We start from the raw sequence: 23,698 nt of genomic DNA on the forward strand, positions 1-23,698 counted from the left end.
CAGCTTTTGGCTATTCTAATTTTACTAATCTCTTAACCAGAATTCGTTTGGAAGAAAATCTGTACAAAGAAAAAGAAACAAACAGCCTTTTAATGGTTGCTTGATTCTATTCATTTACTCATTATCAACAGGATTTGACAAAGAGCCCATTTTTTGTTAGGTCTTTATTTCAAAATAATTTCATGTTGTTTAGGTCTGGAATTAATCTTTCTTATCCATCCCAATTTTTCTAATTTGTCTAGAGCCATTTTGGTCCGCCTAATCGAAATACTATTTTCTTTAGAATTTAGTTGAATAATATCCCTATCTAAGATTGCCAATTCTTTATTACTTGCAAAAAGCTTAGACTCTCCTAAATAAAGTAGAATCGCATAAAATGCTACTTTATCATAACTACCATCAATATCTTTAATTTGCTGGCTAATATTAGCCTTAATTTCCTCTAATTGCTGCTTATCATCGGTTAAAGCGGTAACTATTTCTTCTTGTTGTGCGACGAGTATTTTTAACATTTCAAGAATAAATAATGTTAATTCGGCATAATTTTCAGTTTTATCTGCTTCTTTAAAAATTCTATAGTATGTTTGAACCCTAGAATGAATCGCAGTCGCAATAGAAAAGCCAGTAAAATGATCGTACTTATGCGAAATATATGTAGATAACAAATATCTCCCCATTCTCCCATTACCATCTAAAAATAGATGCGTATTTTCAAAAAAGAAGTGGGTAATCAAACTCTTATAAATTGACGGCAACTCATCATCGTTCATAAATTCAATTAAACTAGATAAAGCTTCATTAATATCTTTTTCTGTTTGTGGTGGAATATGAACTGTATGTAAGGCATCTCCAATCCGCAATCTTTCTCCTTCTGGTAATTCATCTCTAAATAATTTTCCATTAGGCAACTTATCAGAATCAATTTCGCCTTCTAATAAAGTATTATAAATATCTCTAAAATCTTTCAATTGTTCAATTTTAATGAGATGATCACTTTGGGTTTCTTGATACATTCGAATTGTTGATTGCAACCGCTTATGGAAAGGTCGTTGTGAATTTTCTTCATTCTCCCGAATAATTGTGCTAATTTCTCCACGATCCGTTTCAACTCCCTCTATTCGATTAGTATATGCAATCTCAGATACTAATAAAGAATTCAAGAATTGTTGTTTGGCAATACCAGGAAGATTCTTAGATAATTCCTTTATTTTATTAGAATTGTCTCTTAGATCACTTTCTAATTTCACAATTTCCGGCAAATAGACAAAAAAGATAGGATAGTGGTTTGTTTGGGTACCATTTTTATCAGTCAAAAGTGGATACAAATTAGTCTTAAAAGAACTAACACCGTTTAAACGTTCTTGATAAATTTGATTAATTTCTTCCTGAGTAACCATCTGGGGCTTATGCATATATTTTTCTTTATCTAGTAAATGATATCCTTTGACCATAATTGTCCTCGCTTTTACTAAGTTTGTTTAACAAAAACTACTTTTTGTTAATTATCTTGTATTTTATTATGAATAATTATTAACAAAAGCCGCATTTTGTCAATAATTATAGTAAAGATTCACTTTAATAATTAACAAATACGCACTTTTGTTAATTATTAAGCTTTCTTAATTCTAAACAATAAGATTTCTACCCAAGATAATTGTAAATTATAACTATCTATTTATACTGAAGATAATGGCTATTTAATACTTATGGAGGAACCAATGAAAAAATATTCTACACTACAAAAATTCAAAGCCTTAGTCCAAATCCAAACAATTATTATCTCGGCTCTGCCATATATTATCGGCTCGGTGATGGCTAGCTACTATTATCACAACTTTAATCTAGTCTATTCATTATGGCTATTTTTAGCTGTGATTTGCTTTCATTTAGCAGTTAATGGTCATAATCAATACACAGATTACACACGTTATAAGCAAAACCATATAACTAGCTACAACAATATCCTGGAGAAATTTAATATTACGAAAAGCTGGGCTCGAAAAATAATCATTATTTTGACGTTAATTTCTGCAATTATCGGAATTACTCTTAGCATTAAAGTCGGTTGGATTATTTTATTAATCGGGATTTTAAGCTATCTAATCGGCTATTGCTACTCAGGTGGCCCTTACCCCATTTTGAAAACTCCTTTTGGTGAACCAGCTTCAGGAATTACAATGGGCTACAACATTACATTTTTAGGCCTATATATCAACATATATAACGTGCATCCCTTCGATAATTTTTTCTGGGCTAAAGCCATTATCGTTGCTGGACCGGCAATTTTTGTCATTGCCAATGTCATGTTAGCCAACAACATCTGCGATGTGGCTGAAGATGTCAAAATCGGACGTAAAACCTTGCCCTACTATACAGGTCGAAAAACTGCCCTGACTATTTTATGTGGTTACTATGTATTAGCCTACATCTTTTTAATATTGGGAATAGTATTAAAATATTTGCCAGTTATTACTTTAGGGAGTTTACTTACTATTCCGCTTGTTTACCACACAACTAAGACTTTCGTAAAAAATCCACATAAAGAATCAACCTTTACAGGCATCTTAGTAAATGTTCTATTAGTACTAATTAGTGAAATTATTTTCTCGCTTGTTGGGTTGGCAATATAAAAATAAATAAAGCCCGCAAATTTAATTGCAGGCTTTTTTGCATTAATGACCGCGATGTTTTTCTCGGCGTTTAGCTTGTTTTTGTAAGAAACGTTTTTCTTGCTCCTCACGTTTCCTATTCCTATTTGCCTTTTTCTTGGCTACCTTTGACTGTTCAAACTGCTTTTTTAAAGCTTGTTTTGCTTTAGTACCAATTGCTTTGTTCTGCGTTGCCTTATGAGCCAACCTTTGGGCTCTCTTAGGGTTAACATGGTGAAACTTTTCCTCTTCTACAGTTGATTGATAAAAATGCAACTGCGAATAGTGATCATTCACCAATCTAAGTATCTCTGGCATATGTGGCAGGGATACACCTAAATTCACTTGTGCCACTTCATAATTAGTACCATCTACCCGTTCAAAAATTGCTTTATAAAACGGATCATCAAAAACGATAGTCAATTTACCTTTAATCATAATGCGTTCCTCCTAATAAAAATTATCAGGAAAGACGGACATCCTAGGAGGAAGGTTACTGATATAAAGTTAATGATTATATATTTGGACTACCAACCAAATCGTGTTTTTACTTTCCTTAGAAAAGATTATACCCTCACATTGTTACTTACAAATTAATTTTCATAATCTTATCCAGATATCTATTACGCCTATCATTAGAAGAATTGCTAATACCGCCAAAATTATACCAATGACAGTCTTGCATTCCTAATTGTTTTAAAGTTTTATTAATAAAGATTCTTTTAATTCCATTACCTAAAAATAGTTTTAAATAAATAGTCGGAGAAGTAGAAGTAGTAAAAACATAAGTATGTTTAATATTAGTCAACTCGCCATGAATACCTGTTTTTGTTACTGTATGCGATAATCCCTTTCCTTCTTTCATTACTTTATCAATACATCCTTTAAGCATTCCAGGAACTCCATTCCACCAAAATGGAGTAATAAAAATTACTTCTGGTGTCTTTCTTAACCAATTAAGATATTTTTTAACTAAAGGATCATGAGTTTTTCCGACATGGAATAATCGCATCTCTTCTAGATCATAAACTGGATTAAAATCATCTTTATACAAATCTATCACTTGGTAATTTTTATTATTTTGATCCAAATTGTTCTCTACGCACTCTAATACTGCATGATTAAAACTTTTATTATACGGATGGCAATAAATAATTAAACATTCCATAAGATACCTCGCTTTTACTTCAAGAACTCGTTTAGTGTTTTTTCAACTAAAGTTTCATCATATTTAACTATTTTATTTTTGATTAAAGCAGCATATCCCTGAATAAATGACCAAATTTGAATAAAAAATTCATGATCTGATACATTACTTTTTCGATTTAATTTATGAATTAAGCTACTTATTTTATTTAAAAAATCATATTTTGACTCTTTAGTAGAAAAAACCTTTAAAGTAACTGGATTAAAAAATAAAAAATCAGCCAAATTAGAGTGTTGTTCGACATATTTACAGAAATAATTTGCAATTATTAATAATTGCTGTTTAGCAGAGGCTCCTTTATGTAAAGGTATACTATTAACAAAATTTTTAGATAATTCGATTGCTACCTTTTCATATAAATCATTTTTATTTTTAAAATGTTTATAAAAAGCCCCTGTAGTCAACCCCAATGTACCTGTCAGCCTTCTTAGACTTAAATCTTCGTATCCATATTTATCTATTACAATGATTGTTCTACTAATTAAACTATCTTGTGTGTTCATTTTTATTCCTTTGGATAACATCGTTATCTAATAGTTTCTATGATAACACTGTTATCCTAAAAATCAAATTTAATAAAAAAGATAATTTGACTTAATACCTATGATCTTCAAAGCAGAAAAAATTTCCTTGTAAACTAAAAACCCGCAAATTGATTGCGAGCTTCGTTTATCAATAATCATTATCTCTGGTAACTATCTTAATTATTTTCCCAGTCAGAAACCACAACTTTTCCAGTCATGTGACCACTTTCCACTAATTTATGAGCCTTGCGTAAATTTGTTGCATTCAAAGGTATTAATGACTTAGTCATAGTGCATCTAAGGTTGCCGTTATCTAACATTTGCGCAATTTTGTCTAAAATATCATGCTGAGTAATCATATCATCTGTTTGATAATAGGATTTAGTATACATCCATTCCCATGAAAAGTGTGCTTTCTTTTTAGTTAATAATCTTAAATTAATTGGACGATGATTTTCAGTAATTGAAACAATGTGTCCTTCAGGCTTAATTAATTCACACATTTCTTTCCAATGACCATCTAAATCCTTTAGTTCCAAAATATAATCAACATACTTGAAACCTAATTTTCTCACTTGTTTTACTAGATCTTCATGGTGATTAACAACATAATCAGCACCATGACCTTGTGTCCACTTAATACTATCTGGGCGGGATGCAGTAGCAATAACTGTTAACCCTGCTAAATGTGCTAGTTGAGTGGCAACAGACCCTACTCCTCCAGCACCATTAATAATTAAAATTGTTTTATGTTGATTATTCTCTTGATTCCATGTTAAATCCATTTGTTCAAATAAGGCTTCGTAAGCGGTAAGAGAGGTTAAAGGCATTGCGGCTGCTTCATTATCTTTTAAGGTCTCGGGAGCATGACCAACTATTCTTTCATCAACCAGTTGATACTCACTATCACTACCTGAGCGAATAAATGAACCCGCATAAAATACCCGATCACCAGGTTTAAAAAGACTAACCTTAGATCCTACTTCTTCAACTACACCGCATGCATCCCAACCAATTACTTTTGGAGTCTTTAAAACTGAATGTCCTCCTTTTCTTACTCCAACATCTACCGGATTGACTGATACTGCATTTACTTTTACCAGCAAATCATGTCCCTTAGCGATAGGCTTTTTCATTTCAAAGTCAATCAGGCTTTCAGGATCATCAATTTTCAAATGTTTTTTAAATCCAATTGCTTTCATTTTTATCTCCTTTTCTATTTACTAATTAATTGTAAGTGGAGCATAAATAAAAACAAGAAGTGAATTTTTTCTTACTAAGTAACAAATTCTTCCCTAGCTCGATCCAATATAAAGATTTAAAATGAATTATTATATCGAGGTGAGAGAATGCCGCATCATATTTATAATTGCGCCGAAGGCTGTCCTGTTGAAAGCACACTTCAGGTTATCTCAGGTAAATGGAAAAGCGTAATTATCTATCATTTAATCAAAGAAAAGAATTGTCGCTTCAATGAATTGCAAAAATTGATGCCTAACTGTTCAAGACGAATGTTATCCCTGCAATTAAAAGAATTAGAACACGACCAAATCATTGATAAGACTATCTTTCCAACTGTACCGCCTAAAACCAGTTATCAATTAACTGCACTAGGTAAAACCCTTACTCCATTAATTTTGGAAATGGAAAAGTGGGGAAATAAATATAATCAATTGTATGAATAAAAGCCCTTAGTTTTTATACTAAAGGCTTCTTATTTTGGCATACTTTGGCAAACATGATACTTCTTCGAATCAAATATCATCTTATCCAATTACTGCTATTACTAAGGTTTTACCATGTATCCCTATTTATTTTTTGGCATACATTTTGGCATACAACCTTATCTTTTTTTATTCTTTTTGAGCTGGTTTCATTCCTTAAAATGCTTTTAAATCAAGGTTTACCATTCAAATTACATTGTCAGCTTATTCCCATTCAATCGTTGAAGGTGGCTTACTCGTCACATCGTAAACTACGCGATTAACGTTATCTACTTCATTGACGATTCTATCTGAAATGTGACCAAGTACATCCCATGGAATTTGGGCAAAATCTGCAGTCATCCCATCAATTGAGGTTACGGCACGAATACCAATCGTATAGTCATAAGTACGTCCATCGCCCATTACTCCAACGGAGCGAATACCTGGAAGAACAGTGAAGTATTGCCAGATCTTTTCTTGCAAACCTGCCTTTTTGATTTCTTCTCGTAAAATCGCATCAGAATCACGCACAATCTTAAGCTTGTCTTCAGTCACTTCACCAAGAACACGGATACCAAGACCAGGGCCTGGGAATGGCTGACGCCATACTAAGTCATGTGGAATGCCCAGCTTTTCACCAAGTTCACGTACTTCATCCTTGAACAACTTACGCAGTGGTTCAATCAGCTTGAAATGCATGTCCTTAGGAAGACCACCAACGTTGTGGTGGGACTTAATCGTTTGGGCAGTATTGGTACCTGACTCGATAACGTCAGTATAAAGCGTACCTTGGGCTAAGAAATCAACATCCTTGAGCTTCTTAGCTTCTTCATTGAAGACCTCGATAAATTCTTTACCGATGATCTTTCGCTTTTGTTCAGGATCAGTTACACCCTTAAGCTTATCTAAGAAACGTTTTTGCGCATTAACGCGGATAATGTTCACCCCAAGGTCCTTATTCAAAGCTTGCATTACTTGGTCGCCTTCGTCTTTGCGAAGCATCCCGTGATCAACAAAAATTGCCGTCAATTGGTCGCCAATTGCTTTATGAAGTAGTGTTGCTGTAACGCTGGAATCAACCCCACCAGAAAGACCTAAAATAACCTTCTTGTCGCCGACTTCCTTACGAATATCGTCAACCTTCATCTCGATAAAGTCTTCCATCGTCCAGTTAGCTACAGCACCACAAACATCAAAGGCAAAACGCTTCAAAATGTCCAAACCATATTCAGAATTGCGAACCTCAGCATGGAACTGAATGCCATAAAACTTTTTATCTTGATTGGCAATCGCTGCAATCGGACAGTTTTTGCTTGAAGCCGTTACTTCAAAGCCCTTAGGAGCTTGGGTAACCAAATCTCCGTGGCTCATCCAAACATATTGCTTGCTTGGCAAACCCTTAAAAAGTGCGCTATCAGGATCTTCAACAGTAATATTAGCCCGGCCATATTCTTTATTAACAGCTGGTTCGACCTTGCCGCCTAAGTCATAGCTCATTAGCTGCATCCCGTAACAAATTCCCAAAATCGGAATTCCTAATTTGAAAATCTCAGGATCGACCTTTAGCGCATCTTTATCATAAACGCTGTTAGGGCCACCTGAAAATACGATACCTTTAGGCTTCATTGCCTTGATCTTCTCAATTGAAAGATCATGTGGTAATAATTCTGAATAGATACCAAAATCACGGATTCGCCGAGTAATCAATTGATTGTATTGACTACCAAAATCAAGCACAATAATCTTGTCAAAATCGTCTAGATTCTTAGCCACAAAAATTCTCCCTCTTTTCACTAAACATTTTTAACTAACTCTACTAGGAAAAATTAAAAAGGTCAATTAAAAAATCAGAAAACAAGGCGTGATTGTTCGTCTTTAGCGGCCGCAACTACCGGTTGCAACTACTAGTTGCGCTAAATGCAATTAAAAAGTGGTTGTCTGCAACCGCAAATTTTCGTTAAATTAAATTATTCCAAAACGAAAGGACGATCAATCATGAGATTAGGTCAAAAAATTGCGGCATTACGCAAGAAAAATCATCTTTCTCAAGAAGCACTAGCTGAAAAGATGAATGTCAGTCGGCAAGCTGTATCCAAATGGGAAAGTGAACAATCAATTCCCGATATTGAAAAAATTGTAGCTTTATCAGAATTATTTGGAGTGACCACCGATTATTTACTCAAAAGCGGCACACCTTCCTTTGAATTAAACCACAAAGATAATAATTTAACTGAAGAATTGCCAATTTTATCTGATCAGCAAGAGCAAGGCTACTTAACAGCTGCTCAAAAAAGTGCCAGCCTTCGCGCTTTAGCCATTAGTTTAATTATTTGCAGTCCAGCTATCCTTTGCTTTTCTACTGCCCTAGCTATTATGCTTGACCTCGGCAATTTAACAATCCAATTAACCGGCTTAGGGCTAGTCATTGCTGCTCTAGCTGTCGCCTTTGGTTTATTAGTTTACGGCTGGCTCAATATGCGCGAATTCAAATTTCTCAAAAAACAAAACTTTAATTTAGCCAAAGAGAAAGCTAAATTAACACCTAGAATGCAAAACTTTCGCCATACTAATACCAAATACATTGTACTAGCCAGCGTTTTAGCCGTTTTAAGCATCATGCCACCAATGATTGCTAGTGAAAATAATTCAGATGGCCTAGGGGAAGCTATTGCGTGGGGAATAACTTGGCTACTTTTAAGTGTTGCTTGCTATTACTTCAGCTCATATTTGTTCCAGCAAAACAGCTTTACTATTTTGACTAAGCATAAAAGGCGCTTGCCAGCTCAACTGCGGCGTTTATATGTTTATGGCAGCTGGTTATATGCTTTAGCAGTTATTGGCATTTATTACATCATTTCTAGATTTGAACCCTGTCGTAGTAGTGGACCTAACTTTATTTATCTAAGCACGTTCATTTATATTCTATTCACTTATTTTTTCATCAAGGAAAAAGCAGAATAACGATTGCAAAAAAATAGTCTAACTCACCGATTTTTAATAAAATATAGTTAAGATATACTTTATTGTTTTCATATATATGAGAGGTGACTAACTATGATTAATTCAAAAATTTTGGCTAAAGATGCCATTAATCAATTTTTAGCAGCTCGCAAAACTGCGGCTACCCAGATTGCTATCGGCGTTCTACTCTGCATTATTTCCGCCGCACCGCTGCTATTGCTAATCAGCTTTACTAAATTAGACTTATTCCAATTGCCACTAGAGATGATGACCGTTCTCGGCGTCATTATTTTACTCATTATTGTTGCGATCGGCGTGGCTTTCTTCATTGCTGCTGACCGACAAACTAAGATTTACGAAGAACTTGAATATGAAGAATGTCAGCTTAATGAGGCGAAGCTAACAGAAATTAAACAAAAGAAGGCACAATACACTAAATCCTACACTGCAATGACAATTACAGCTACGGTTTTATGCATCATTTCTGCTATCCCGCTTCTATGCGGCGTGTTCTTTACTCAGCTACTAAATGGCAGCCAACTAGATCAATTAATGACTGGCTTAGTCGCTGGCACTTTAATCCTTATTGCCATCGGTGTGTTCTTCTTTGTCAAAAGCAATATCATTATGGACAGCTACAACATTTTATTACAAACAGATGATTATACCCCTAAGAAAAAACTTGGTCGCAAGATTATGAACAAATACGCCACACTCTATTGGTTAATAGCAGTCTTACTTTATCTAGGATATAGCTTCATTACCAATGATTGGGAACGCAGCTGGATCATCTGGCCAATCGCGGGGATCTTATATGGCATTATCGAAAAGATTATCAGTCTGTGCCATAACGATATCGCAGCTGAATAATTTTTACCATAATCGAACATTAATCCTTAATTTTCCACTTGTGTTCGGCAATATATTCTGTTAAGATTAAGCCAACACAAATATCTATATATCGTCGAAATAAGGTCGACAGTCTCTACCCGGTACCGTAAATACCGGACTATAGGTGAATGAAAGTTAAGAATAATCTTAAGGACTTCTTTTACCTGCTCTAGGTAGAGGAAGTCCTTATTTCTTTCTTGAGGAGGATAATGTTGAAGGAATTAGTAGATCGAATTAAACAAGATGGTGAAGTTTTACCTGGAAATGTGCTTAAAATTAATTCATTTTTGAATCACCAAGTTGATCCGCAACTAATGATGCATGTTGGTGAAGAATTTGCCCGCCTTTTTAAAGATGAAAAAGTCGATAAGGTCTTAACTTGTGAAGCATCTGGAATTGCCCCTGGCGTAATGGCAGCCTATCAACTGCACGTGCCAATGATCTTTGCCCGAAAGAAAAAGCCATCTACTTTGAATGATGCAGTTTATTGGGCTGACGTCTTTTCTTACACCAAGAAGGTCAACAATAAGATCTGCGTTGAAGAAAAATTCTTGCACCCAGGCGAACATATCTTAATCATCGATGACTTCGTTGCCCACGGTGAAGCAGTCAAAGGCATGGTTAACATCGCCAAGCAAGCCGGCTGTAACATTGTTGGCGTTGGCGCTGTTGTTGCAAAAACCTTCCAAGGCGGAAGCGAATGGGTAGAAAACGAAGGCTTACGCTTTGAAGCCCTAGCAAAAATTGATAGCTTTGAAAATAGTCAAGTACACTTCGAGGGAGAAGAATAATTAAAAATGGCACAAAAAGAAGTTAGTCACAAAAAAGCTGCTGTCCTAGGTTTGCAACATTTGCTGGCAATGTACTCCGGTGCAGTTGCCGTTCCCCTTTTAATTGGTACGGCACTACACTTCAATAGCACACAAATGACTTACCTAGTTTCGATTGATATCTTCATGTGTGGCTTAGCCACTTTAATTCAACTATTCCGTAATAAATATTTCGGCATTGGCTTGCCAGTCGTTTTAGGCTGTGCAATTCAAGCAGTAGCTCCCTTAGAAATGATCGGGCAGAAGTTTTCAATTAACACGATGTATGGTGCCATTATCGTTGCTGGAATCTTCGTCTTTCTAATTGCTGGCTGGTTTTCAAAAATCAAAAAACTCTTCCCGCCAGTAGTTACTGGGACCTTAATTACAGTAATTGGGCTAACTTTAATTCCGGTCGCTTTCCAAAATATGGGCGGCGGAAACGCACAAGCCAAAGACTTCGGTGATGCGAAAAATTTAATCGCTGCCTTTATTACCATCCTCATCATCATTGCCATCGAAGTCTGGACTAAAGGATTCTTACGTTCCATTTCCGTTTTAATTGGATTGATTGTTGGTACTCTAATCGCTAGCTGCATGGGGCTTGTTTCATTAAAGCCAGTTGCTGAAGCTTCTTGGTTCCATTTGCCTCAATTTTTCTACTTCGGGGTGCCAGAATTCGAATGGTCATCTTGTTTGACCATGATCATCATTGCCTTAGTTTCCTTGGTCGAATCCACTGGCGTCTTCTTTGCCATTGGCGACCTACTTCATCAAGATATCACCGAAGAAGACCTCAAAAAAGGTTATCGTGCAGAAGGATTAGCACAAATCTTCGGTGGGCTTTTCAACACCTTCCCTTACACTACTTTTTCTCAAAATGTCGGCTTGCTTCAATTATCCGGCATTAAGACTAAGCGTCCGATTTACTGGGCTGCTGGCTTATTAATGGCCATGGGCTTACTTCCTAAAATCGGTGCTCTAGTTACCATCATTCCTGACTCAGTTTTAGGCGGAGCCATGTTGGTCATGTTCACAATGATTGCCGTGCAAGGAATCAAAATGTTAACCAAAGTTGATTTTGAGAACAACCGCAATATTCTAATTGTAGCTATTTCAATTGGTATGGGACTGGGCGTAACTGTCTATCCGCAAATCTTCCAACCCCTTCCCCAAACCATTCAATTGTTCTTAGGCAACGGTATCGTTGTTGCTAGCATCTGTGCAACTCTGCTTAATCTTTTATTCAACGGAAGAAGTGGTGCCTATAAGTAAAAAGCCTTTTCATTTCATAATTCCACATATCACAATTCCCTATAAATATTCAAAAGCGGCCACTTAATGTGGTCGTTTTTCATTCTTCACCTTTTAAGCAAAATCTCTTTTATAATAGAAGTAACGTAATTTTTTTAAAGTGAGGGAATCCATGCCTAACTTAAACATTCAAAACCTTGAAAGCTACATCATGTTTTATGGCCGGCAAAAATGTCAGCCTGATGAATTCTTTCAAGGTGACAATCTTCGTAAGAACGATATCTTTTATTACATTATTAGTGGAACTGGCAGCTTTACTTCTAGTAGACACCACGCAGTCAAATTAAAAGCTGGCGATCTTTTTTACGTCCCGCGCAGTCAAACTTGTTCTTTCCAAGCTGACCATGATGAACCCTGGGAATACTTCTGGATTGGCTTAGCCGGCTACGGCGTTAATGAAAGCATCAAGGCATCAAATTTACCTAATAAAAATTTCTTGCGTCAAATTCAAAAAACTGCCTTTTATCAAACCCTAAATGAGCTTTATCAATGTTTGACAAAGAAAAAGACCTTATTAAACAATTTACAAATTTCAGCTTTAACCTATCAACTTTTTTATCATCTAGTAAAAGACTTTCCTAACCATCCACCAGTCCGCAAAACACCTAAAAATGATCAATATCAAATCGCTATTAATTATCTTAATCAAAATTACACTGATCCTACCTGCAATATTGTTGAACTTTGTCATAGGCTAGGAGTATCACGCAGCTTTTTATATGCTTTGTTCAGAAAAAACACTAAATTATCGCCGCAAAAGTACCTCATGCAATTGCGCATGGAAGCTGCTAAAAAAGAATTAATTAATACCAAGCACAATCTAAAGCAAGTTGCTCAAAAAGTCGGCTACGGCGATGAATTTACCTTCTCCAAGGCATTTAAACGCTATAGCGGCGTTAGTCCAAATGCCTTTCGGGGAAATTAATTATATTCTTTGCCTTATCGGATTATTTTTGCATACAATATTATTAGGAAATAATTTAAACATAAATATAAAGTAAAGGACTGATCCAATGAAACAAACAGAATGTACTACTATTTTAGTTGGTAAAAAAGCAACTATTGATGGCTCAACAATGATCGCTCGTAGTGAAGACGGTGGTCGTGTCATCATTCCTGAAGGCTTTAAAGCCGTTAACCCAGCTGACCAACCTAAGCACTACACCAGTGTTATTTCTAAGCAAAAGATTGATGATGCCGATTTAGCAGAAACACCATTGCGTTATACTTCAGCACCTGATGTTTCAGGTAAAAATGGTATCTGGGGCGCAGCCGGAATTAACGCTGAAAACGTAGCTATGACCGCTACTGAAACTATTACTACTAATTCACGTATTCAAGGCGTAGACCCATTGCTTGACCCAAGTGAAGGTGGTCTTGGTGAAGAAGATTTCGTTACTTTGACCTTGCCATACTTGCACTCAGCTTTTGATGGCGTTAAGCGCGTTGGCTACTTGGTAGAAAAATACGGTACTTACGAAATGAACGGCATGGCCTTTTCTGACAAGGACAATATTTGGTACCTCGAAACTATCGGTGGCCACCACTGGATCGCACGCCGTATTCCAGATGATGCTTATGTCATTGCACCAAACCGTTTGAACATTGATGAGTTTGACTTTGACGATACTGACAACTTCGCTGCTGCGGCCGACTTGAAGGACTTAATTGCCGAATATCACTTGAATCCTGACCGTGAAGGCTACAACATGCGTCACATCTTTGGTTCATCAACAATCAAGGATGCTCACTACAATAATCCACGTGCTTGGTACATTCACAATTACTTCGATCCTGACTTCGGTGGCACTCCAGCAGACCAAGATCAACCTTTCATCTGCCATGCCAACCGTTTAATCTCAATTGAAGATATTAAATGGGCCGAAAGTTCCCACTACCAAGACACTCCTTATGATGCATATGGCGATCAAGGTACCGCTGAACAAAAGAAGACCTTCCGTCCAATCGGCATTAACAGAAACTTCGAAACTCATATTTTGCAAATTAGAAATGATGTTCCAGCAGAAATCGCTGGCGTACAGTGGTTAGCCTTTGGACCAAATACTTTCAACTCAATGGTGCCATTCTACACTAACGTCACTACTACTCCAGAAGCTTGGCAAACAACACCTAAGTTTAATTTGAACAAGATCTTCTGGCTTAACAAGTTGACTGCTCAATTAGGCGATACTAATTACCGCGTTTACGGCGAACTTGAAGATGCCTTTGAACAAAAGAGCTTGGCTCAATGCCACAAGATTCAACATGACACTGATAAGGAAGTCGCAAATCTTTCAGGCAAGGAATTGCAAGACAAGTTAATTGCGGCCAACCAAAAGATGTCTGACACTGTTTACAACAACACTGTTGAACTTCTTGGTCAAATGGTTGACGAAGGTCACGGTTTAATGACTTTGAAGTACGACTTGCTTGATTAATTAAAAAGGCAAAAATAATCCACATGGAATTCACATCCATGTGGATTTTTCATTTACTGAATGTTCAACTCATATGCCAATCGATCAGGATTAATTGGATCATCTACTTGGATAATTCCCCGTTTAATAAAGTTATGACTAGTCGCAATATGTTGGACAATCTTATTCCTCTCGCCGGTATCAATTCTAAAATTGTGAATTTCCTGTGCATAAGTTAACGAAATAATATTACTCAAGAAAAATTGCGTCAAATGTATTCCCCGAAATTTGCTAGAAATCGCAATTCGGTGAATGGTCGCATAAGAATCTACATCATTATTCCACTCACCATCAATTTTGGTATAATTTGAATCTCTTCCAATCACCACTGCCGCATAACCAGCTACTTCATTATCCACAGTTAATACCCAAGCACAATTGTTTTTGATGTCTTCTTTCACCGTTTCTCGGCTAGGATACCCACTTTGCCACTGTGTTGAGCCCCTTTCCTTCAAAAAAGCAATGGCATCTTGCAGAATTTGTACAATTTTATCCACATCTGAATTTTGTGCATGTCTTGTAAAAATTAAGCTCATTTTTTCACCTATAAATTGACATATTCAAAAACCACATGAATTTCCCCATGTGGTTCTTATTATATTAAATATTATCTAAAATACCTGGTACATCAGGATCATCCTTGATCGTTACATCAGCGCCAAGTTGACGCAACTTCTCTTGTACCCGATCATACCCGCGCAAGATATTACCAGCTTTATCAATAATGGTGGTACCGTTTGCCATTAAACCTGCAATCATTAAACATGCACCAGCACGAATTTCACCTGCAGTCACTTCTGCGCCATGAAGTTGTTCAGTTGGATGAGCCAAAATAATATTATCCTCAACTTTAATATCAGCACCCATCTTCTGCAACTGAGCAATGTGTCCGATCCGCTTAGGATAAATATTATCAATCACCACGCCTTCACCGCTCTTAGCAGTTAACAAAAGTGGCGTAATTGGCTGCTGCAGGTCTGTCGCAAAGCCCGGATAAACATCTGTCTTTACCTGAACCATCTTTAAGTCACCGGCTGGATAAACATACAGTGAATCTTCATCTGCATCGATTACCACACCCATTTCTTCAACCTTAGCCAAGTATGAATCAAGGTGTTCCTCAATGATATTATGAATTCGAATACCGTTACCGATGCAAGCAGCTAAAGCAACATAAGTACCTGCTTCAATTCGATCAGGGATAATAGTATGGGGAATCTGCGCCTTAAGTTGTTCCACACCCTCGATTCGAATTGAGTCTGTACCAGCACCACGAATAACTGCCCCCATATTATTCAAGAAGGTAGCTAAATCGATAATTTCTGGCTCTTTTGCGGCATTTTCAATAATTGTTTGACCCTTCGCTGTCACACTAGCCATAATAATATTCATTGTCGCACCAACTGATGGCATCTTTAAATGGATTTTTGCTCCATGTAAACCATCTTCAGGTGCAGTAATTATAATTTGATCATTTTCATTTTTTACGCAGGCGCCTAAGGCTTCAAAGCCCTTAATATGTTGGTCAATCGGCCGTGGCCCTATATCGTCACCACCAGGGAAGCCCACTACTGCCTTGCCAAAACGACCAAGTAGCGCACCCATAAAGTAATATGAAGCACGCAAACTCTTAATCTTACCAGCTGGCAACGGACTCATCTTGATATCAGTTGGATCTATCCGCAAAGTGGTTTCACCGAAATCACAATGCACATCCATCTCACTCAATAAGTCCATCAAGTTAACTACATCAGCTATTCTTGGGACGCCTTCCAAGGTCACTGGTGTTCTTGATAAAATTGATGCCGGAATAAGAGCAACTGTTGAGTTCTTAGCTCCACCGATCCAAACATCACCCTGCAGGGGCTTTCCACCATGAATTATCATCTGCTTCATTGGCGAAAACAAATCCTTTTCTACTTTCAATTAATCATAATAATGTTAAAGGATATTTACAAAAAAAACAAGAGTTGCGGTCTTTCAACTCTTGTTTTCTTAAGATTTTGTATAATCAAACATTGAGTAGATTAAAATTCTTGTGCAGGAAGTCCACTAGCAGCGCCAATAAATGACTTAAATAAGCCTTCTGGACGTTGTGGACGGCTCAAAAATTCTGGGTGATATTGAGCTGCAACAAAGAATTTCTTCTTTGGTAATTCAATAATTTCAACTAAGCGGTTATCTGGTGATACACCTGAGAAGACCATGCCTGCATCTTCAAATGCTTGACGGTACTTGTTGTTAAATTCGAAACGGTGACGGTGACGTTCTTGGATAACATCTTGATCATCGTATGCTGCCCGAGTCTTAGTCCCCTTCTTAAGAGTAGCTGGGTAAAGACCTAAACGCAAAGTACCACCAATATTTTCTTCATCACGCTTGTCAGCCATAATATCAATGATATTGTTCTTGCAGTTTGGTTCTGCTTCAGCAGAGTTAGCGTCTTCAAGATTTAACACGTCACGTGCAAATTCAACACTAGCCATCTGCATCCCCAAACAAATACCTAAGAATGGGATGTCATGTTCACGAGCATACTTAATTGCAGTAATCATACCTTCAAGACCACGAGTACCAAAACCACCAGGTACAATCAAACCGTCTGAATCCTTCATAATTTCAGCAATATTATCTTCAGTTACATCTTCAGCTTGTACCTTATCAACATCGATCTTAGTGTTGTAAAGATAACCCGCATGTTGCAAAGCATCCGTTACTGAAATATAAGCATCTTCAAGTTCAACATATTTACCAACCAAGGTAATCTTAGTATGATGCTTCAAATTCTTAGCACGTTCATCCAGCTTCTTCCAAGCTTCCATGTCAGCTTCTGGCTTTGGACTTTCCAAGTGTAAGAAGTCACAGACCTTTTGATCCATGCCTTGCTTTTGGAAGTTCAAAGGCACATCGAATAATGAAGGAGCATCAATTGATTCAATAATTCGATCAACAGGCACGTCTGTAAAAGTAGAAATCTTGTCTTTGTGTTCTTGGTCAATTGGTTGTTCAGCACGAAGCACTAACATGTTTGGTTTAATACCAATACTACGAAGCTCAGCAACTGAGTGTTGTGTTGGCTTAGTCTTCATTTCATGAGCAGCGTGAAGAAGTGGTACTAAAGTACAGTGAATGTACATTACATTTTCTGGGCCAACTTCACGACGCATTTGACGAATTGCTTCCATAAATGGAGTTGATTCAATATCACCAACAGTACCACCGATTTCAGAAATAATTACATCTGAATCAGTAGTCAAAGCAGCACGCATGATCTTCTTCTTAATCATGTCAGTAATATGAGGAATTACTTGCACAGTTGCACCATGATAGTCGCCGCGACGTTCTTTTTCCAAAACTTCTTGATAAATCTTACCAGTAGTTACGTTAGAATACTTGCTAGTTCTAACGTCTACGATTCTTTCATAGTGACCTAAGTCAAGGTCAGCTTCTGTACCATCATCGGTAACATAAACTTCACCGTGTTGGTAAGGATTCATTGTACCTGGATCAATATTAATATATGGGTCAAACTTTTGCATAGTGACCTTTAAGCCACGGTTCTTAAGAAGTCGACCTAAACTTGATGCAGTAATACCCTTACCAAGTGAAGATACGACACCGCCAGTTACGAAGATGTATTTTGTCATTTAAATGCTCCTTTTTTACTTATCCTTAAAACAAAAAAACTCCCACTAATGGGGAGCTAAACGCACATAGGGTGCCCAACAAAAATATTATCTGCTTTTTCTTCTTAAGTCAAGCAAATTAATTATCTTCGTCGTCATCATCGTCATCGTTTAATTGTGATAATTGACCTTCAATGCCATCTGGCAATACATCATCAGTATCGTCATTATCTTCATCGTAATCAGAATCTTCATCGTCATAGTCGTCATCAGTATCCTCATCTGTGGCGTCTAAGTCGTCGTCTTCTGGGTCATCATTATCGTAGTCGATAATATCATCATCACCAGTTGCACTAGCTAAGAAGGCATTAACCTTCTTATGGTGCTTACGTGAATCGTCTTCTTCTTCATCTTCAGGGTGGTTGACTTCTTCATCAACTGATTCATATGGGAACCATGAACGAAGTGCCCAAACATTTTCACCCATTGAGATAAATTCACCATCAGTATTCATATCAGTATAGAATTGTGGTAAACGTTCACGAATTTCTTCGTCACTCTTATTCAAGTATTTTTGTACGGCATTAACAATATCGGCAAATGCCATTCTCTTGCCATTGTCTTCCAAAATTGCGCGAGCAACTTCGATCATTGACAATTCATCGCGATTTTTGTCTTTAAATTTGTCTAATCCCACAGCTGTACGTCCTCTCTTATACAATCTTTACTATTTTACTAGGCGTTTAAGTAAAAATCAACGTGACTGCATAGTTACCTATTAAGTATAGTCCATTAAAGAGGTCATATTCAACCCGAAGTTTTCGTGAACCATCAGCTTGACTTTGATATTCAAGCAAATTGGTAACGCTAGTCATGTCCATGCGGCGGCCCTCAACCACGTAACGACAATTTTCCTTTTCACCTGGAACAAATTTCATCATAGAATAATTATTACTGTCAACGCCGCGGCGAATTAACAACTCATTTTCTTTTAGGAGCATCTTTACCGGAATATCGCCTTCCTCGGCATAAGAGATCCGTGTAACGTCGCCATCTTCAGTCAATTGTCCTTGCGCATGTCGCGAAAAAGTTTCTGTTTCATCATCTTGAGTAATTCTACTAGTCAAATCAATCGTAATTGCTGTCAAACAAACGCCCCCTTTAACCATTATTAATCTATCTTTGCTATAATTTTAGTTAGATACAATCTATTTTATTATATATAGTTAAAAAAATTAACAAATAAAACTTGGTGGATTTTTATGGCAAGATTTCAAAGTGAAAAATTAAAACAAGAAGTTGTTCTGCGTGATCCAGTTCACGGATATATTCATATTGAAGACAAAGTTGTTTTAGATGTGCTTCAAGCAAAAGAATTTCAACGTATGCGTCGTATTAAACAATTAGGGCCTGTTAGCTATGTTTTTCCAGGTGCGACTCATACTAGATTTGAGCATAATCTCGGCGTTTATGAATTAACCAGACGCATCTGTGACATCTTTAGCAAAAAATACCCGTCAATTGTGCCAGGAGATGGGCTCTGGGATGATGACAACCGCTTACTAGTAGAATGTGCCGGTTTACTCCATGACATTGGTCATGGCCCTTATTCCCACACTTTCGAGCATCTTTTCGGCACCAATCATGAAAAAATTGGTCAAAAAATCATTACTGACCCAAATACAGAAATTAACCAAGCCTTAAAGCAAGTAGCACCTAATTTCCCTGAATTAGTCGCTAGCGTAATCGCCAAAACCTACCCCAACCCACAAGTGGTTAAAATGATCTCTAGTCAGGCTGACGCCGACCGAATGGATTACTTACAGCGCGATGCCTATTTCACTGGGGTTAACTATGGCAGATTTGATTTATCGCGGATTCTACGAGTAATTCGTCCTTACCAAAATGGCATTTGCTTTACAAATAACGGCATGCATGCAGTTGAAGATTACATCGTTTCACGCTACCAGATGTATCAACAGGTTTACTTTCACCGTGTTGGCCGTTCAATGGAAGTTATTTTGCATCACCTGTTGCAGCGGGCTCAAGTCGTTTATCAAAAATGCAACTTACAAGTCACGCCTAGTTTAGCGAAATTCCTTGAAGGCAATTGGACCTTGGCTGATTATCTCAAGCTTGATGATGGCGTAATGGAAACTAATTTTTCGATGTGGACTGAGGATCAAGATCCTGTTTTATCTGATTTAGCCAAACGCTATTTATATAGAAAGCCACTGGCTAGCGTCCGCATTGATGAAGAAACCAAAAACTTAGTGCCTAAGTTAAAAAATTTAATTAAACAAGCTGGATTTGACCCAGATTATTATACGGCAATCAATTCTGCTTTTGACGAACCATATGATGCTTATAAACCAACTGGAAAAAATGCCAACAGTCAAATTGAAATCATGCAGGATGACGGCAGTTTAATTGAGTTGTCACAGCTTAGCCCATTGGTTCGCGCTTTAAACGGAACTTTCCAAGGAGATGAACGCTTCTTCTTCCCTAAGATCATGCTTAGTCGGGACGAAGAACAACCCCAAATTTTTGATCCAATTTACGAGCAATTTCAAAAATATGTTAAGAATGGAGCTTTAAAGTACTTAAGAAAGCCAAAACGTGACAAAAAGAAGTAAAATTAAAGTAAATCCTAGAATCGAGGTATCGATAATGAACAAAAATGATTTAAATACAGATGTAAGAACTCAAATTGACCCAGAACTTGAAGAAAAAACTGCTAAGAGTGGTTATACTCAAGTAAAAGATTTAATGAACACAGTCCATGGTTACTGCATGGATTATACTAAGATGTCCTTTGACTTTATCCATGAAAATAAGGATTTAGTCAAAGATGTAGTTAAGATTGGCTGTAAAACCGCAATGGTCGCCTGTGTTGCTGGTGCCAGCGTGGCAATTGCCAAAGCTATTTCCAGCAAAGACTAGTTAATTAATCATTTCACACAAATAGGGATGCAGTAAGTTAGCATCCCTATTTTTTTCGTCTAAAAAAACTAATTATTTTCTTTTTCCTTTAACTCCAACAATAAGGCATAAAGTGCACCATATAAGTTAGACTCATTCCCATGTTTAGCAGCAACAATCACTGGCTTGATCACCTGATTATTCAACATGGAGTTATTTTGTAAAATTTTATCAAATTGATTGTTAATTTCTTCAATCAAAATTGGTTGCACACTAATCCCGCCGCCAATAACCACCTTGGAACCATTAATAACCGTCTGAATATTAAGAATCATGATTGCCACATTACGGCAATAATGTTTAAAGACAGCCATTGCTCTTAAATCACCATTATTAATCGCCTCAAATGCAGTTACTCCATCATCCAAGTCAATGTTGCCGAGAGCTAAATTAACTTTTTTAATCATATTAACTGCTGAGCAGCTAAAACCAGTATAAGCCGCCATATTTTTGACTCCAATACTTGAATTAGTGATCATCCAGCTAAGTTCACCAGCTTGAAAAGTCCAGCCATGTAAAATACGCTTATTGACCAAAACGCCGCCGCCAACACCGGTGCCCAAGGTAATTGCAATGCCGGTATTTACATCACGTAATTCGCCTAACCATTGCTCGGCTAAAGCAGCAGCCTTGCCATCATTTTCTACAGCAATTGGTACATTATATTTTTCACCCAAACTTTCCTGCAAATTCAGCCCATCTAAAAACGGTAATGCTCCACCAAAATAAATAATCTTATTTTGAGTATCGATTTTTCCCGGCGCACAAATAGCGATCCCCTTAAACCTGCCTTGATACTTATCCGCAACTTCATACACTGTCTGCATAAACGCATCTAAGTTTTCAGTATTAGTTTTTACACGATCTTTCTCAAAGATATGTCCTTTTTCGTCAATCAAAGCATATTTCAAGTTAGTTCCGCCAATGTCAAAAGATAAATATTGTGTCATGATTTGCCTAATTTCTATCTATATCTAAAATCTATTATTCTTAAGCGCACAATATCGTAGACTGGTTCAGCTTTATTAATATCCAAGTATTCTTGCACTATTTCATTAGGAAATTCCACTGAGTAATGCAAAACCTGACTTTTAATATTTTTCTTGCCCATTTGATTACCTAGACCAATAAAGGCGTTAACTGGTGCATCTTTTTTATCCTTAAATGGAATATCGCCTAAGACAAAGGTACCCATCCCTGACTGCTTATAAACCAAGCCCTTACGATCCAATCCATCCAATGCCTTCTGAATTTTAAACGACTAACGTTAAATTTCTTAGCCCAACTTTCTTGATCCGGCAACGCAGTTTACTTTTTATATTGTCCACTCTTAATTCGCGCTTCAATTTCTTGCGCTATTTCTACATATTTTGCTTTTCTAATTTGATTAAACCTATTTTCTCGTAATTCTACAGTATCTATTTTAATCAAAAAAATTGACTTTGTGTAAAATAAGCATAGGCAATTTAAAACTAAAGTATATATTTATGCTAAAATAAAACGACTAGCCAATCGACTAGTCGCTTTTTGAAATCAAATTTTATTTTACTTGTTCTTGTCAGCTTCGTATCTGGTGTTGAACAATGGGCTAAGTGCCTTGTGGTTTTGAATACACTTAATAGCATCGCCCATCAATGGACCAACTGATACCAAAAGCATCTTATCAAGCTTCTTCTCTGCTGGTTGATTGATTGAATCAGTCAAAACCAAGTTCTTGATTGGTGAATCGTTCAATCTCTTAATAGCTGGACCAGAAAGAACAGCATGAGTTGCACTAGCATAGACTTCAGTAGCACCCGCATCAATTAAGGCTTGAGCAGCTAAAGTAATAGTGCCGGCAGTATCAATCATGTCATCGATAATGATAGCACGCTTGCCCTTAACGTCACCAATAATGTTCATAACTTCAGCAACATTAGCCTTTGGACGGCGCTTATCAACGATAGCAATTGGGCAGCCCAAGAACTCAGCAAGCTTTCTAGCACGAGTAACACCACCGTGGTCTGGTGAAACTACAACAGCGTCCTTCTCTAAGCCGTTACGCAAGAAGTAGTCTGCCAAAAGTGGAGCACCCATTAAGTTATCAACTGGAATATCAAAGAAACCTTGAATTTGTGGTGCATGTAAATCAAGTGAAAGAATGCGATCAGCACCTGCAGCTTGAAGCATGTCTGCAACCAATTTAGCAGTAATTGGTTCACGAGCACGAGTCTTACGATCTTGACGAGCATAACCATAGTAAGGCATCACAATGTTAATTGTCCGAGCACTTGCACGACGTACAGCGTCAATCATAATTAACAATTCCATCAAATTGTCATTAACTGGCTTACTTGTTGATTGTACAAGGTAGACATCTTTACCACGCACAGTTTCATCAATATTAATTTGAATTTCGCCATCACTGAAACGTTCAACACTAGACTTAGAAAGTGGAACGCCAACACGATCCGCAATCTTTTGTGCTAATGGTACATTTGAGTTAAGGGCGAAGATCATCATATCGTCTTTATAGGACATAATTTCCTCCGTAAAAATATGCTTAACAACTCT

General features: G+C 37.0%; 24 protein-coding genes and 1 riboswitch. Of the genes, 10 read left to right on the top strand and 14 right to left on the bottom strand.

What is annotated here, in order from left to right; genetic code table 11:
- Nucleotides 1–164: 164 nt before the first annotated feature.
- Nucleotides 165–1,451 carry a Fic family protein gene (locus Q0Y84_RS02380; protein ID WP_297950555.1) on the bottom strand — a complete coding sequence of 429 codons (1,287 nt, stop codon included), beginning with the start codon at nt 1,449–1,451 and terminating at the stop codon, nt 165–167.
- A gap of 267 nt (nt 1,452–1,718) precedes the next feature.
- Here Q0Y84_RS02380 and Q0Y84_RS02385 point away from each other — a divergent pair, with 267 nt between their 5' ends.
- Nucleotides 1,719–2,630 (top strand): prenyltransferase, encoded by a 912-nt coding sequence (locus Q0Y84_RS02385; RefSeq protein ID WP_297950557.1) that lies wholly within the window; start codon nt 1,719–1,721, stop codon nt 2,628–2,630.
- 42 nt (nt 2,631–2,672) lie between these two features.
- Here the strand turns inward: Q0Y84_RS02385 and Q0Y84_RS02390 are convergent, their stop codons facing one another.
- The 4 genes from Q0Y84_RS02390 to Q0Y84_RS02405 all read right to left on the bottom strand — a co-directional run bounded on the left by Q0Y84_RS02390 (nt 2,673) and on the right by Q0Y84_RS02405 (nt 5,581).
- Entirely contained in the window at nt 2,673–3,086 is a 414-nt protein-coding gene (locus Q0Y84_RS02390) for a YjdF family protein (protein WP_089146995.1), read from the bottom strand.
- 148 nt (nt 3,087–3,234) lie between these two features.
- Nucleotides 3,235–3,816, bottom strand: a complete 582-nt coding sequence (locus tag Q0Y84_RS02395) for an NAD(P)H-dependent oxidoreductase (protein ID WP_297950561.1) — start codon at nt 3,814–3,816, stop codon at nt 3,235–3,237.
- 14 nt (nt 3,817–3,830) lie between these two features.
- Nucleotides 3,831–4,358, bottom strand: a complete 528-nt coding sequence (locus tag Q0Y84_RS02400) for a TetR family transcriptional regulator (RefSeq protein ID WP_089146993.1) — start codon at nt 4,356–4,358, stop codon at nt 3,831–3,833.
- Nucleotides 4,359–4,555: 197 nt separating this feature from the next.
- Entirely contained in the window at nt 4,556–5,581 is a 1,026-nt protein-coding gene (locus Q0Y84_RS02405; RefSeq protein WP_180861449.1) for a zinc-binding alcohol dehydrogenase family protein, read from the bottom strand.
- Nucleotides 5,582–5,728: 147 nt separating this feature from the next.
- Between Q0Y84_RS02405 and Q0Y84_RS02410 the strand changes: the two genes are divergently transcribed.
- The gene (locus tag Q0Y84_RS02410) at nt 5,729–6,064 is read left to right on the top strand and encodes a helix-turn-helix domain-containing protein (protein ID WP_180861447.1); all 336 of its coding nucleotides are present in this window, start codon (nt 5,729–5,731) and stop codon (nt 6,062–6,064) included.
- Between the two features lie 243 nt (nt 6,065–6,307).
- Here Q0Y84_RS02410 and guaA read toward each other — a convergent pair whose 3' ends face one another.
- A complete protein-coding gene (gene guaA / locus Q0Y84_RS02415; RefSeq protein WP_297950565.1) occupies nt 6,308–7,858 on the bottom strand; it encodes a glutamine-hydrolyzing GMP synthase in 1,551 nt (516 codons plus the stop codon).
- A 222-nt stretch (nt 7,859–8,080) separates the two neighbouring features.
- Here guaA and Q0Y84_RS02420 point away from each other — a divergent pair, with 222 nt between their 5' ends.
- The 6 genes from Q0Y84_RS02420 (at nt 8,081) to Q0Y84_RS02445 (ending at nt 14,498) form a co-directional block, all read left to right on the top strand.
- Nucleotides 8,081–9,046 (top strand): helix-turn-helix transcriptional regulator, encoded by a 966-nt coding sequence (locus tag Q0Y84_RS02420; RefSeq protein WP_180861443.1) that lies wholly within the window; start codon nt 8,081–8,083, stop codon nt 9,044–9,046.
- 93 nt (nt 9,047–9,139) lie between these two features.
- Nucleotides 9,140–9,916 (top strand): hypothetical protein, encoded by a 777-nt coding sequence (locus tag Q0Y84_RS02425; RefSeq protein ID WP_260985938.1) that lies wholly within the window; start codon nt 9,140–9,142, stop codon nt 9,914–9,916.
- Nucleotides 9,917–9,980: 64 nt separating this feature from the next.
- Nucleotides 9,981–10,078: riboswitch (purine riboswitch) on the top strand.
- Nucleotides 10,079–10,149: 71 nt separating this feature from the next.
- Entirely contained in the window at nt 10,150–10,728 is a 579-nt protein-coding gene (locus tag Q0Y84_RS02430) for a xanthine phosphoribosyltransferase (RefSeq protein ID WP_297950569.1), read from the top strand.
- Nucleotides 10,729–10,734: 6 nt separating this feature from the next.
- Complete coding sequence (locus tag Q0Y84_RS02435) at nt 10,735–12,021, top strand: nucleobase:cation symporter-2 family protein (RefSeq protein ID WP_098037186.1); 1,287 nt, start codon at nt 10,735–10,737, stop codon at nt 12,019–12,021.
- Nucleotides 12,022–12,172: 151 nt separating this feature from the next.
- Nucleotides 12,173–12,985: a helix-turn-helix domain-containing protein gene (locus Q0Y84_RS02440; RefSeq protein ID WP_297950570.1), complete on the top strand. Its 813-nt coding sequence runs from the start codon at nt 12,173–12,175 to the stop codon at nt 12,983–12,985.
- Between the two features lie 88 nt (nt 12,986–13,073).
- Nucleotides 13,074–14,498 (top strand): C69 family dipeptidase, encoded by a 1,425-nt coding sequence (locus Q0Y84_RS02445; RefSeq protein WP_297950571.1) that lies wholly within the window; start codon nt 13,074–13,076, stop codon nt 14,496–14,498.
- A gap of 53 nt (nt 14,499–14,551) precedes the next feature.
- Here the strand turns inward: Q0Y84_RS02445 and Q0Y84_RS02450 are convergent, their stop codons facing one another.
- The 5 genes from Q0Y84_RS02450 to Q0Y84_RS02470 form a co-directional block, all read right to left on the bottom strand.
- A complete protein-coding gene (locus tag Q0Y84_RS02450) occupies nt 14,552–15,073 on the bottom strand; it encodes a GNAT family N-acetyltransferase (protein ID WP_297950572.1) in 522 nt (173 codons plus the stop codon).
- 64 nt (nt 15,074–15,137) lie between these two features.
- Nucleotides 15,138–16,433, bottom strand: coding sequence for a UDP-N-acetylglucosamine 1-carboxyvinyltransferase (locus tag Q0Y84_RS02455; RefSeq protein WP_297950573.1), 1,296 nt, complete (start codon nt 16,431–16,433; stop codon nt 15,138–15,140).
- 131 nt (nt 16,434–16,564) lie between these two features.
- Entirely contained in the window at nt 16,565–18,184 is a 1,620-nt protein-coding gene (locus tag Q0Y84_RS02460) for a CTP synthase (protein ID WP_297950574.1), read from the bottom strand.
- Nucleotides 18,185–18,302: 118 nt separating this feature from the next.
- Nucleotides 18,303–18,860, bottom strand: coding sequence for a DNA-directed RNA polymerase subunit delta (gene rpoE, locus Q0Y84_RS02465; RefSeq protein WP_297950575.1), 558 nt, complete (start codon nt 18,858–18,860; stop codon nt 18,303–18,305).
- A 46-nt stretch (nt 18,861–18,906) separates the two neighbouring features.
- Nucleotides 18,907–19,311 carry a DUF1934 domain-containing protein gene (locus Q0Y84_RS02470; RefSeq protein ID WP_297950576.1) on the bottom strand — a complete coding sequence of 135 codons (405 nt, stop codon included), beginning with the start codon at nt 19,309–19,311 and terminating at the stop codon, nt 18,907–18,909.
- A 114-nt stretch (nt 19,312–19,425) separates the two neighbouring features.
- On the opposite strand from Q0Y84_RS02470, the gene Q0Y84_RS02475 reads away from it, so the two are divergent.
- Together Q0Y84_RS02475 and Q0Y84_RS02480 are read left to right on the top strand one after the other, a co-directional pair.
- Complete coding sequence (locus Q0Y84_RS02475) at nt 19,426–20,799, top strand: HD domain-containing protein (protein ID WP_297950577.1); 1,374 nt, start codon at nt 19,426–19,428, stop codon at nt 20,797–20,799.
- Between the two features lie 34 nt (nt 20,800–20,833).
- Nucleotides 20,834–21,106 carry a hypothetical protein gene (locus tag Q0Y84_RS02480; RefSeq protein ID WP_297950578.1) on the top strand — a complete coding sequence of 91 codons (273 nt, stop codon included), beginning with the start codon at nt 20,834–20,836 and terminating at the stop codon, nt 21,104–21,106.
- A 68-nt stretch (nt 21,107–21,174) separates the two neighbouring features.
- Here Q0Y84_RS02480 and Q0Y84_RS02485 read toward each other — a convergent pair whose 3' ends face one another.
- From Q0Y84_RS02485 to Q0Y84_RS02495, 3 genes are all read right to left on the bottom strand, one after another.
- Entirely contained in the window at nt 21,175–22,095 is a 921-nt protein-coding gene (locus Q0Y84_RS02485; protein WP_297950579.1) for an ROK family protein, read from the bottom strand.
- A 14-nt stretch (nt 22,096–22,109) separates the two neighbouring features.
- The gene (locus tag Q0Y84_RS02490; protein WP_297950580.1) at nt 22,110–22,376 is read right to left on the bottom strand and encodes a hypothetical protein; all 267 of its coding nucleotides are present in this window, start codon (nt 22,374–22,376) and stop codon (nt 22,110–22,112) included.
- Nucleotides 22,377–22,690: 314 nt separating this feature from the next.
- A complete protein-coding gene (locus tag Q0Y84_RS02495; RefSeq protein WP_297950581.1) occupies nt 22,691–23,665 on the bottom strand; it encodes a ribose-phosphate diphosphokinase in 975 nt (324 codons plus the stop codon).
- Nucleotides 23,666–23,698: the final 33 nt, after the last annotated feature.

The sequence above is a fragment of the uncultured Lactobacillus sp. genome (assembly GCF_947367125.1).
Lineage (GTDB): Bacteria > Bacillota > Bacilli > Lactobacillales > Lactobacillaceae > Lactobacillus.